The organism is Streptomyces sp. RLA123 (assembly GCF_056270165.1).
On the sequence record NZ_JBWDOR010000004.1, the window covers coordinates 1 to 11,537 of the forward strand.

Genomic DNA, 11,537 nt, shown 5'->3' on the forward strand with positions numbered 1-11,537 from the left:
ATCGTGGCTTCCGGCGGGAGCGGCACGGACGCGGCCACCTGGATGAAAAAGGCCCCTGAGCACCCCTTTTGGCCTCTCATCACCGCGCGTGGCATATGAGGCTATTCATAGGATCTGCCCCGTGAGTGATGGTTGATTACCACCCCAATCGGTACATGCCTTGCGCTCCCCTCTCGGGGCCGAGCCGCAGAGTCCTGAATCCGAGCAAGGGCTCCGGCCCGCCCTGATCTCACTTCAAAAGCCCGGATCCCGCACTGGGCTCGATGGCGAACAGAGAGGTCTTGTCCCATGGCACTGACTGCCATACCACCTGCCCCCATAGCCAGGGGCCGCAGACGTGCTGCGCTCAAAGCATCCCTCGTCACGCTGCCCGGAGTGGTGGCGCTGGCGATGGTCACCATGATTTCGAGCTTCGCCCAGGCCGTCTCGCCCACGGCGGTCGGCCTGGGAACGGCCACCACCTACGGGGTCCTGGCCGGTACCACGGTGACCAATACCGGGCCCACTGTCATCATCGGCGACCTGGGACTCAGCCCCGGCACGTCGGTGACGGGCTTTCCGCCCGGAGTGGTCGTCGGAGCGACGCACATCACCGATGCCGTCGCCGGTCAGGCGCAGTCCGACCTGACCACCGCCTACAACGACGCGGCCGGCAGGCCGTCCGACGGCAGCGCGGGAACCCAGCTCGACACCCAGACCTTCCTCCCCGGCGTCTACACCGCCGCTGCGGCACTGGACCTCGCCGTCAACGGAACCGTCACCCTCGACGCACAAGGCGACCCCAACGCCGTCTTCATCTTCCAGGTCGGCTCCGCCCTGACCATGAACGTGGGCAGCACCGTCCAACTCATCAACGGGGCACAGGCCTGCAACGTGTTCTGGCAGGTCGGCAGCTCCGCCACCATCGGGACCGGCGCCGACTTCAAGGGCACCATCATGGCCCTGACGTCCATCTCCGTCAGCGCCAACGCGGCGATCGCCGGCCGGCTCCTGGCACGCAACGGCGCGGTCACCCTGATCAGCGACAAAATCACCAGGCCGGTCTGCGGCGTGGCCGGGCCGACCGGGCCTCCCGGGCCGACCGGGCCGACCGGGCCGACCGGGCCGACGGGCCCCGCAGGACCGACCGGGCCTCCCGGAGATACGGGTCCGACCGGGCCTCCCGGAGATACGGGTCCGACCGGGCCTGCAGGGCCGACGGGGCCGCCCGGACAGCCCGGACCCACTGGTCAGCCCGGACCCACTGGTCAGCCCGGTCAGCCCGGTCAGCCCGGACCCGCGGGGCCGGCTGGACCTGGTGGACCCGCAGGACCGGCCGGTCCTCCCGGACAGCCCGGGCAGCCCGGACCCGCAGGGCCCGCAGGACCTGGCGGACCCGCAGGACCTGGCGGACCCGGTGGACCCGGTGGACCCGCAGGACCCGGTGGACCCGCAGGGCCGCCCGGACCCGCCGGCCCCCCCGGATACCCGGGACTTCCCGGATACCCGAATCACGGCGACCGCCCGGAGCACGGCAACCGCCCGGAGCACGGCAACCGTCCGAACAAGGGCGACCGTCCGAACAAGGGTGACCGCCCGGAGCACGGCAACCGTCCGAACAAGGGCGACCGTCCGAACAAGGGTGACCGTCCGAACCACGGCGACTACCAGGACAAGGATGATCGCCCGGACCACGGCGATTACCAGGACACCCCGCGCCACGACGACCGTGAGGACAAGGGCTGCTACGAGGAGTGGCGCGCCCCTCTGCTCGCTGGACACTCCTGCGAGGACTGAGCAGCCCGGACCTCATCCGGCGAGTGACGCCACACTCAACGGCATGAATCCATCCCGAGCATGACCCCGTTCTGTGCCCCAGGTCAGTCAACCCGACCTGGGGCACAGAACGGGAAGCGCCCCGCCCTGCGTGGTGTCAGGGGCAATCGTGGAAGCGGGCGAGGAACCGCTGGGCTTCGGCTTCGGCCAGCAGTTGCTATCAGTCGCGGTGATCAACGACCGGCCGCTGTCGTTGGCACGCCTGCCGGCCAACGCACACAGCGCGCCCGCGCGCGGACGCCGGAATCTGCCCGTCCATCGTGACTGGGCACGGATTGACGCTCACCACTGCGGCGTCCAAGCTGGTGAGAGGGGCAGTGGAAGGGGTCACGGCCGTGACTGGTGGAACGAGTGGACTCCCCCGACTGCTGACGGCGGCGGAGACAGCCGCGCCGGCGGATGCCGTCGACGTGATCGCGGAGGACCTGCGGCGGCGTTTCCAGGCTACGAAGGTCTCCTTCCTCATCGTGGACCTGACGGGGAAGGCCGTGGCGCGGCTGTCCACCGCCGGAGCAGCGGGCGGTGAGCGGGAAGCCGAACGAATCCCCCTGTTCGGCAGCGTCTACGAGCAGGTGATCCGCACCCAGCGGCTGTACCAGGAGGCGACGAGCCGGGGACAGCGAATGATCGTGCCCGTCACCAACCGGGGCGACGCCATCGGGCTGCTGGAACTGCTCATGCCCACCGCCTGCGGCGAAGACGTCCTCGATGAGATCGGGGAAGCCGCCCATGTCCTGGCCTATGTAGTGATAGCCAACGGGCGCTTCACCGACTTCTACACCTGGGGCAAACGCACCAGGCCCCCCACCCTGGCAGCAGAGATCCAGTACCAACTGCTGCCCCCGTCGCTGTCGTGCGAGGCCGCGCAGTTCACCCTGTGCGGGAGCCTGGAGCCCTCCGAAGACCTCAGTGGCGACACCTTCGACTACACCCTGGACCGGGACACCCTGCACTTGTCGGTGACCGACCCCATGGGTCACGACATCGACGCCGCTCTGGCCGCCACGGTCCTGGTGGGAGCCCTGCGCGGCGCCCGCCGCGCAGGAGCCGACCTGGCCGAGCAGGCCCGTCGGGCCGACCAGGCCCTGGCCGACCACGGCCACGGCCACGCCACCGGGCAACTCCTGTCCATCAACCTCCACACCGGACAGGCCCAGCTCGTCAACGCCGGTCACCCCTGGCCACTGCGCGTACGCAAGGAGGTTGCCGAGGTGATCACCTGCGAGGTGGACCATCCCTTCGGCCTGTCCGAGTATGTGCCGCACCCCTACCGGGTCCAGGAGATCGATCTGTGCCCCGGCGACCGTCTGCTCATGCTGACCGACGGCATGCTCGAACACCATGGGCAGAACGTCGACCTGCCCGCCTTGTTGGAGCGCACCCGCGACCTGCATCCGCGGGAAACCGCGCTGACGCTGACGTCCGCAGTCCGGGACGCCGCCGGCGGCCGGCTCGAAGACGATGCCACCGTGATGTGCCTGGACTGGCACGGCCCCCAGGAGACCCAGCGGCACGTCAGCTCCGGCGCAGACACCCAGCAAGCCTCAGCCGGCCGCGGGAAACAGCAACCGTAACCGGTGAGCTCCCCTTGGACGGTGCCAAGCCACCCGCCCCCCGCCTCCCCTTCCTGACGCCAGCCACCGAGATCTTCGTCTCGCAAGTGAGGCCAATCCCTATGAGGCGCTCACTGACTGTGCCGGTCAGCAGCCGGTGTGCGCCACGCACGGAATGCTCAACCTCCCGAGGTGACGAACGGGGCGAGGCGCTCAGCCGTAGTCACCGCCAACGCCGCCGACACGGAAACCGACGTCGACCGCACAGCGCTGGCGACTTCTGACCCCGGGCGACGGCACACAGACCGTCGCGCCGCCCAGGTGGAGCAGCACCGGCGCCTGACCCGCAACACCCGAACCCATAGCCGGGGCCGGCTCGCGGCCCCCTTTCGTCGCCGGGCCGCTCCTGGGCCCGGCTCCCTGCCCCGGCAGCACGCAGCGGCGCGCCCCGGGCCGCCCAGCGGTCCCACGAAACCGCCCGCCCCCCTTTCTCCAGGGGGCGGTGCGCCTGGCAGACACTCGGCCATGACGAGTTCGCTGAACAGAGCCGGCCAGGCCGCGGTGTTCTCGAAGAACACCGCGGCCTGGGCCGACCCCCACCCCGCCGGACGGCGGCAGGCCGAGACGGCGCAGCACCCGAAGAGGCGGGCGGTCAGCTGGAGTTGCCTGCGTCGGCCACGCGCGGCAGATGCCGCGCCCAGCGCTGATAGGCAGCCTGCCGGGTCGCGTTCACCGCCGCCCCAATCTCCTCCCACGTCGCGCCCTGCTCCCGCGCCGCGACCCCCGCCGCCGGCGCCTGCCGCTCGATCAGCGCCTCCAGTCGGCCGACCGCTTCCAGAGCCGCCAGCGGATCGGTCACCGCCAGGTCCTGCAACAGCAACTCCAGCCGGTCCACCAGACCCGCCGCTTACCGTGCAGAACAACACCGCCCAAGTCGACGCCCAGGTCCTCCAGCGTGGCCAGCGCGCCGCCGCAGCCCGGCGCAGCGGACTGGTCTCCACCCACCGGCGCCTCACATGAAGGGCGGCTTCCTCGTCGGCGGGGAACTCGTCGCGGAGCGTCACCGGCGTCACCGTGATGCGTCCTGCCTCATGACGGTTGATCCCCAGATCGGCGGCCACCTGCCGAATCGTCGCCTCGGGCCGCGACTGGTACAGCGCGACCGCGTCCGCCTTGAACTGCGGCGGATAGTTCTTCATGACCACGAGGTGTCCGTTTTCAGATCCTCGGCACCTCCGCCCTACCTCCTTGCCCACGCCCGCTCGTACCACGGAGCCACCCGGGCGAAGCCCGTCGCGAAGTCCTCGCCCGGGGGCAGGCGCAGGTCCTGCCACAGGGGTTCAGCGTCGAAGAAGTGGTCGGTGAGGAGCATCGCGAGTGCCGGCGGCAGGCCGTCCGCTGCCCCCGGCGAGGGACGCACCTGCTCTGCGCCGGCCACGCCGCCCGGCCAGTCCAGGCCCGCGCAGACTGCGACGGCGCGCATGAGTGTCCCCGCGGCCACCGGTGTGGGGTGCGCGGCGTGGTAGATGGAGGCTGTCAGGTTCCTCCTGGGTGCCAACGCTGCGCCCACCAGCAGCCGGGCCAGGTCGGAGACGGCGATCAGGGACAGGCGGGAGGCCCAGGCGTCCGCCGTGGCGGGCACCGCGCGCATGATTCTCACCAGGCCGGGCGCCACCCACCTGTCCCCGGCGCCGTAGACCAGGTGGGGCCGGAGCACGATCCCGCCCGAGGCGAGGACCGCGTCCTCGGCACACACCCGGCTCGCCGAGGTCGGCGAGCCGGGGTTCCGCGGGAGGTCCTGCGGGCGGGCGCCCCGGAAGGTTCCGCGGCCGTACACGGAGGCCGTGCTCAGATAGACCACGCGGGTCACGCCCGCCCGGCACGCCTCACGCACCAGCGCCTCGGTCCCGCGGGCGTTGACGGTCTCGTTGTCCTCGACGGAGTCCCCGATGTGGGAGGCACAGTGGATGAGGATGTCGGCTCCAGCGCATGTGCCGCGCAGGCTGTCGGGATCGGCAAGGTCCGCCTGGACCGTGATGTGTCCGGTCGGCTCCGAAGGCGGCCGACGGCACATGAGCCTCAAGGCGACCCCGCGGGACGCCGCCTCCGTCACGGTGTGCGCCCCGATGAAGCCGGTGGCGCCGCTGATGACCACGACTGGCACGCCGGCCCGCCTCCTTCCGACGTCGACGGTTCAGGCGGTGTGGGCCTGCAGGGCCAGGTCTGCGGTGAAGACCCTCTCGCCGCCCTGCACACCGCACACCCGCACCAGTGCCTGGCCCTGGTCGCGGCGCTCCACCGAGGTCACCTCGATCCAGCACGGCGCGTCGAGTTCCACGTAGCGCAGGAACCGGCTGTCCAGGGTCAGCAGGAGCAGGTCGGGTGCGCCCGTCGCGGAGCGCGCCGCCTGGCGGGCGGCCTCCAGCAGCACCATCCCGGGGACGTGGTCCACCGGGTGGTCGAAGAAGGTGGGGTGTGCGGTGTCGACCCGCAACTCCCAGCGCAGGCAGCCCATCTCCTGCGGCTGGGCAAGGAGCACGTCCAGGTCGCACACGCGGCCCACCGAGGCCCGCGCGGCGGCCGGCGGAATGGGCCGGGTCGTCGTAGTCGGCCTCTCCCCCCGCAGCCGGCGGTGGACGACCGGTGTGAGGCACTGGAAGGCCGCGTGGGCCGTGCCCAGCTCCCTGCCCTCGCGCACCATGACGACGTCGTAGCGCATCCCGCTCAACTTCCCGCCTGGGCGCGTCTGAGGGCGGCAGACGGTGCGTAACTCGACCTCGGTGGGGGTGGCCTGTGCGGCCAGGAGGTCCGGCTCCGCGGCGAAGGCGATCTCACCCATCATGAAGTGGTGCCCGAACGGGACGCCGAACTCGGCGTGGGCGAGGAGGGCGCCGATCTGGCGGACGGACTCGACGATCATCATCGGGTCCTGCTGGCCCCGCACGCACGAGAACAGGGTGTGTGCGCGCGGCCACTGGGCTCTCACCGTGAAGCGCGGCGTGGCGGCGTCCCCCGACGCCGGTCTCCAGCCGGTCAGGAGCACTTCCGAGACTGCACTGCGGTGGACGTACTCACGGGGGACGGTCGTGGTGAGCGTCCTGGTGTGGGCGAAGGCGGCGTAACGGGGGGCGGCGTGTCCGGACACGGCATGGCCGGGAGCGGTGTGACGTGCGCCGTGCGGCGCGGCGACGTCGACGAGGTTCGCGTGGGGCGGGTCGGTGAGAGCAGACACAAGGGACTCCTGTCAGTCGCGACGAAGGCAGGGGAAGTCGCTTGATCTCAGCCACCCCCCGTGGGCCGATCCCGGCTGGCGACAACATACAGACAAGCCTGTACGTACGAACAGTAAAAGTTTTCCCATGCACGAATGCGGGGCTTCACACCGTCCTGAGCGCGTCAGTGACGGTTCGTCCGACTCCCCCTCGCCGGTTCTCAACTGCCGTTCGCGGGAACGCCAATCGATCGGTGACGTGCCGACCGTCGTTCACGCGGAAGCGCGTCCGCTCATCGGACCCGCATCCCGCCTTCACGAACAAACAGATAAGTCTGTATGTTAAGTTGCCGTCAGGCGCCTCGCACCGATGGCGCCCCACCGGGAGGACCAGATGACTCGGGACACCGCAGATCTCCTCGTTCCCCTCCCGGGGCGCCGCTCGGGGGCCCGGGAGCCGTTCGCGCCGCCGACCGCCGCGGTCGGCCATCCCGCTCCGGCCGCGGAGGCGCTGCGCGTACTCGTGGCCGAGAGTGAGTCCGCCGACGCCGACTCCTTGGCGCGGGAGTTGACCCGGCAGGGCTTCGTCACCCGCAGTACGGGAACGGGGACCAGAACACTGCAGCTCTTCACGGAGGCCGACTTGGTCCTCCTCGACCTCGACCTGCCCGACATGGACGGGTTGCAGGTGTGCCGGGCCATCCGGTCGGTCAGTGACACACCGGTCATCGCCACCTCGACGCGCGGGGCGGAACTGGACAGGGTGCTGGGCCTGCAGGCCGGTGCCGACGACTACCTCGTCAAGCCCTACGGAATCCGCGAGTTGCTGGCGCGGATGGACGCCCTGATGCGCCGGGTCCGCCGCCCGTCACCCGACGCGCGGACCGTCGTACGGGGGCCGCTGCGACTCGATCCGGGTTCCCGGGAGGTCACACTCGAGGGGCGACCGGTGGCGCTGACCCGCAAGGAGTTCGAACTGCTGCACCTGCTGGTCTCCCACCCCGATCGCGTGGTGACCAGGCGTCACCTCATGTCGCAGGTCTGGGGCGACAGTACGTCCCGGCAGTTCCGCACCGTCGACACGCACGTCAGCAGCCTGCGCGGCAAGCTCGGATCGAGCGAGTGGATCATCACGGTCCGCGGGGTCGGCTTCCGCATAGGGCATCCCTGAGCGGGCCGCCCGCGTCGCCGGCCCGGACCGCGCCGACCACCCACGACCCCGGAAGAAGGCCCACACCACCGGGCCGGTACAGTGTAAACAAGTCAGACTATTTTCCCCGGAATGGGGGCACAGCATGGCCAAACAGGAGCGAGGGGTACGCTCGCGGCAGCAGATCCTGGAAGCGGCTGCCAGCGTGTTCGAACAACGAGGCTACGACGCCGCCAGCACCACGGAGATCCTCTCCCGCACCGACCTGACCCGCGGTTCGCTGTACCACCACTTCCCCTCCAAAGAGGCCATCGCCACTGCCCTCATGTCGGTGCACGAGGATGCCCTGGTGATGCCCGAGCATCCGGTGGCCGTCCAGGCCGTCATCGACCTCACCCTCGGCTTCGCCGAACGCCTGCAGGAGGACCAGGTGTTGCGTGCCGCCGTGCGGTTGGCCACCGAGCACACGTCCTTGTCCCATGGACAGGCGGCCCCCTACGAACAGTCCCGGACGGCCGTGTACCACCTGCTGCGCCGCGCCGAACAGCAGGGCGAGCTGCTGCCCGGAATCGACCTCGAGGCCGCCGCGTGGACCATCGTGGGCTCCTTCACCGGCCTCCAGATCATGTCGCAGGTCTACAGCGGGCGCCGTGACCTGCTCCAAGGGATCAACGCCTTCTGGCAGTTCATACTGCCCGGTCTGGCCGCACCGTGGCTCCTGCTGAGGCTGCGCACCACCCCGGCGCCGGGCGAGCCGGACGCGGACAGCTGAGGCCGGGGGCGTCGGCGGTGTGCCGCAACGGGCGTCCCGCCCGGCACACCGTCACTCACGTCGCCGGGCTACTGCCGGGCGCGGCCCCTGCCGCTACGAACAGGGGTTTCAGCAGCTGCCACTGGGACTCGAACGCCATCGCGTCGAACCTGACCGCGGCGACCCCCGCCGTCACCAGCTCCGCCACGTCGACCAGCGGTGCCGACGCCGTTTCGTCCTCGCCGTGCTGGCCGCGCATATAGGTGCGCACGAGTGCCAGCACCTCGTCCCGCAGGGACGGTGGCCCCGTGGTGCCGTCCGCAGCCAACTGCATGCCGGCACGGACCACCTCGTCGTCGGTCATCTCCCGCCCGAGCTCGGCGAGGAAGCATCCCAGGCCCTCGGAGGCGGGGCCGACCAGCCGTGCCCGCGCCATCGCGAGCACCCTGCACCGCGCCTGGCGGTACACCGTCGCGATCAGCTCGGTGGTGGACGGGAAGTGGTGGTACAGGGCGCCTCTGCTCACTCCGGCCCGGTTGACGATGGTCACCAGACCGGCGTCGGCGGGGCACCCTTGGGCGATCACTTGCGCCGTGGCGCGCACCAGCAAGTCCCGCGTCCGCTCCGACCGGCCCGCATCACGCATGTCCCGTCCCCTCGACATATTCGCGGGGCGCACCGGAGAGCTCGGCGGCCGCGTACGGCACGGCGGCCTTAACCGTCTCGGCGGCCCGCGTGGAGGGAGCCGCGCCGTGCTCGTCTGCGGGAGCCGCCTGCCCCCCGTCCACCTCGGGGCGGGGCGCTGCCGTGCTGCGCTGGGCCCAGCGGGTGACGGGCGGGACGGCGAGGCCGGTGAGGGCGAAGCCGACCCCGACGATCCACCAGCCCAGCTTGCCCTGCCCGATGCACAGGGCGATCAGGACGGAGGGCCCGAGAGTGGTCCCGAGGCCGAGGCCCATGCCGAACAGGCCCTGGTACTGGCCCACGGACTCTTTGGGGGCCAGGGCGAAGGAGAGCTCGAAGCCGCCGGCCGCCTGCCAGATCTCCCCCACGGTGTGCGCGGTGACCGCCGCCAGCAGGACCACCACGACGGCCCAGGACGGCAGCCCCGGCAGCAACGACATCGCGCCGCAGGCCACGAGGAAGGCGATGCCGGCCCGCCGGAAGGCCGCGGCCCCCGCCGGGACGGAGTCGATCCCCTTGCTGCCGCGGACCTGGAACAACACGACCAGAGCCGTGTTGAGCAGCATGACGGCGGACACCGCCCACGGCGGCGCCGAGGTACGGCCGAGCAGCCACAGCGGCAACGCGACGGAGAGCACGCGGTACTGCACGGCCATCAGCCCGTCCAGGATCGTGATCGCCACGTACGGCCTGTCCCGCAGCGCCACCCATCGTGGCCCCGGGCGGCTGCGCAACGGCGCCAGGCTCGGCAGCATGGCCGCCGTCAGCGCGCCAACCGCGTAGGAGACCGCGCTCGCGCCGATGATCAGCACGTACGCCGTCCGCGTGTCCCGCTCGATCGCCCAGGCCGCCACCACCGACCCCCCCGCGATACCCAGGTTGGTCACCGCCCGCAGGTAGCTGCGGAACTCAGCCGGGCGGTCGCCTCCGTACTTCTGCACCAGCGGGGCCCGCGCCGCGGGTCCCGCGGCCTGAGCCACCGCGTTGAGCGTCGCGAAGACCACGAACGCCCAAAGGTCGCGGGTCAGGCACAAGCCGACCATGGACAGGCAGCCCACGGCCAGCGTCACCGGGTACACCATTCGCGCGCCGACGCGGTCGGCGAGGTGCCCGATGGGAACGCCCAGTGCGAGGGAGACGGCCCCGGCGACGCTCATGCCGAGGCCGACCTGCGCGGCGGGCAGGTGGAGACCGCGCGTCAGGTACAGCACGCCGGCCGTCAAATAGATGCCGTAGCCCAACATCGTGGTCATCGTCGCGGCGGCGAGCAGCCGCTGCGGTCTGCCGTCCGGGAGCAGCGCGGTCATGAGGTGTGTCCGTTTCCTTCGGTGAGGGTGGGTGGGGGGAAAGGCGTGGCCGGCACCGGTCAGCGCTCCAGCAGCGCGAGTGCGCTGTTCATGCCGCCGCCGAAGGCGGCCAGGAGGACGGTGTCGCCCTCTGCGAGACATCCCGCGCGTTCGGCTTCGTCCAGGGCGATGGGCACGGAGGCCGCCCCGGTGTTGGCGACCCGGTCCACGTTGATGTGGGCGGTCATCCGCGGCAGGGCCAGTGCGTCGCACAGCTCGGCGAGCATGACGCCGTTGGCCTGGTGCGGCACCATGTGCCGCACCTCGTCGCAGGGGACGTCGTGGTCGACGAGGAGTTGGTCGACCAGCTTGGGAACGTGGGCCGAGACGAACTCGCGCACGGCGCGGCCCTTCATGCGGAAGTGGTGCCCGCCTTCCCGGACGGTGCGTTCCGAGGCGGGCAGCCGGGCCCCGCCGGCGGCGACGCCGATCAGGTCGTGGTCCCTGCCGTAGCCGCGCAGTTGGCTGGCGTACAGACCACGGCCGCGCGGGACGGGCCCGAGCACGACCGCGCCCGCGCCGTCCCCGAACAGGATGGCCGTGCTCCGATCGGTCGGGTCCAGGATGCGCGAGTAGACGTCGGCGCCGATCACCAGGGCCAGGCCGCCGCGGCGTTGTGCGGCCAGCTGACCGTGTGCCATGGCCAGGGCGTAGACGAAACCGCTGCACACGGCGTTGACGTCGACGGCAGCTGCCAGGTCCGCGCCCAGGAGGTTCTGCACCAGGCTCGCGGTGGCCGGCTGGGGATGGTCGGGGGTGGAGGTGGCGACGACGATGAGGGAGACCTCGCAGGCGTCCACGTCCGCGGCGGCCAGGGCCTGTGCCGCCGCGGCGGCCGCCAGGTCCGACGTGGCCTCGTGCGCGGCGGCCCGGTGCCGTGAACGGATGCCGGTCTTGCGCTCGATCCAGGCGGCGTCGACTCCGGCGGGGCCCGCCACCTCCTCGTTGGACACGATCCGGGAGGGCAGGTAGGAGCCGGTGCCGAGTACGCCTATGGCGTCAGTCATCAGTTGTCCTTCGCGAAGGG

At 71.2% G+C, this 11,537-nt stretch carries 10 protein-coding genes; 4 read left to right on the forward strand and 6 right to left on the reverse strand.

Features of this window, described 5'->3' with window-relative positions; all coding sequences use genetic code 11:
* Nucleotides 1–288 precede the first annotated feature (288 nt).
* A complete protein-coding gene (locus RV983_RS37570; RefSeq protein ID WP_475990592.1) occupies nt 289–1,776 on the forward strand; it encodes an ice-binding family protein in 1,488 nt (495 codons plus the stop codon).
* 404 nt (nt 1,777–2,180) lie between these two features.
* The gene (locus RV983_RS37575) at nt 2,181–3,389 is read left to right on the forward strand and encodes a SpoIIE family protein phosphatase (RefSeq protein ID WP_475990624.1); all 1,209 of its coding nucleotides are present in this window, start codon (nt 2,181–2,183) and stop codon (nt 3,387–3,389) included.
* Between the two features lie 631 nt (nt 3,390–4,020).
* Here RV983_RS37575 and RV983_RS37580 read toward each other — a convergent pair.
* The 3 genes from RV983_RS37580 to RV983_RS37590 all read right to left on the reverse strand — a co-directional run bounded on the left by RV983_RS37580 (nt 4,021) and on the right by RV983_RS37590 (nt 6,600).
* A complete protein-coding gene (locus tag RV983_RS37580; RefSeq protein ID WP_475990593.1) occupies nt 4,021–4,263 on the reverse strand; it encodes a hypothetical protein in 243 nt (80 codons plus the stop codon).
* A gap of 345 nt (nt 4,264–4,608) precedes the next feature.
* Entirely contained in the window at nt 4,609–5,523 is a 915-nt protein-coding gene (locus RV983_RS37585; RefSeq protein ID WP_475990625.1) for an NAD-dependent epimerase/dehydratase family protein, read from the reverse strand.
* Between the two features lie 39 nt (nt 5,524–5,562).
* Nucleotides 5,563–6,600, reverse strand: coding sequence for a ScbA/BarX family gamma-butyrolactone biosynthesis protein (locus RV983_RS37590; RefSeq protein WP_475990594.1), 1,038 nt, complete (start codon nt 6,598–6,600; stop codon nt 5,563–5,565).
* Between the two features lie 373 nt (nt 6,601–6,973).
* Between RV983_RS37590 and RV983_RS37595 the strand changes: the two genes are divergently transcribed.
* Nucleotides 6,974–7,750, forward strand: coding sequence for a response regulator transcription factor (locus RV983_RS37595; RefSeq protein WP_475990595.1), 777 nt, complete (start codon nt 6,974–6,976; stop codon nt 7,748–7,750).
* A gap of 124 nt (nt 7,751–7,874) precedes the next feature.
* A complete protein-coding gene (locus RV983_RS37600) occupies nt 7,875–8,501 on the forward strand; it encodes a ScbR family autoregulator-binding transcription factor (RefSeq protein WP_475990596.1) in 627 nt (208 codons plus the stop codon).
* 55 nt (nt 8,502–8,556) lie between these two features.
* Here RV983_RS37600 and RV983_RS37605 read toward each other — a convergent pair whose 3' ends face one another.
* Genes RV983_RS37605 through RV983_RS37615 form a run of 3 tightly spaced genes read right to left on the reverse strand, consistent with a single transcriptional unit; the run spans nt 8,557 to nt 11,517 of the window.
* Nucleotides 8,557–9,126 carry a TetR family transcriptional regulator gene (locus RV983_RS37605; RefSeq protein ID WP_475990597.1) on the reverse strand — a complete coding sequence of 190 codons (570 nt, stop codon included), beginning with the start codon at nt 9,124–9,126 and terminating at the stop codon, nt 8,557–8,559.
* Complete coding sequence (locus RV983_RS37610; RefSeq protein WP_475990598.1) at nt 9,119–10,471, reverse strand: MFS transporter; 1,353 nt, start codon at nt 10,469–10,471, stop codon at nt 9,119–9,121. The genes RV983_RS37605 and RV983_RS37610 overlap by 8 nt, the downstream gene beginning before the upstream one ends.
* 59 nt (nt 10,472–10,530) lie before the next feature.
* Nucleotides 10,531–11,517, reverse strand: a complete 987-nt coding sequence (locus RV983_RS37615) for a 3-oxoacyl-ACP synthase III family protein (RefSeq protein ID WP_475990599.1) — start codon at nt 11,515–11,517, stop codon at nt 10,531–10,533.
* Between the last annotated feature and the right edge of the window lie 20 nt (nt 11,518–11,537).

Coding starts and splice junctions, on each gene's coding strand:
- RV983_RS37610 (WP_475990598.1), bottom strand. CDS start 10,471: ATGACCGCGCTGCTCCCGGACGGCAGACCGCAGCGGCTGCTCGCCGCC.
- RV983_RS37570 (WP_475990592.1), top strand. CDS start 289: ATGGCACTGACTGCCATACCACCTGCCCCCATAGCCAGGGGCCGCAGA.
- RV983_RS37600 (WP_475990596.1), top strand. CDS start 7,875: ATGGCCAAACAGGAGCGAGGGGTACGCTCGCGGCAGCAGATCCTGGAA.
- RV983_RS37605 (WP_475990597.1), bottom strand. CDS start 9,126: ATGCGTGATGCGGGCCGGTCGGAGCGGACGCGGGACTTGCTGGTGCGC.
- RV983_RS37615 (WP_475990599.1), bottom strand. CDS start 11,517: ATGACTGACGCCATAGGCGTACTCGGCACCGGCTCCTACCTGCCCTCC.
- RV983_RS37595 (WP_475990595.1), top strand. CDS start 6,974: ATGACTCGGGACACCGCAGATCTCCTCGTTCCCCTCCCGGGGCGCCGC.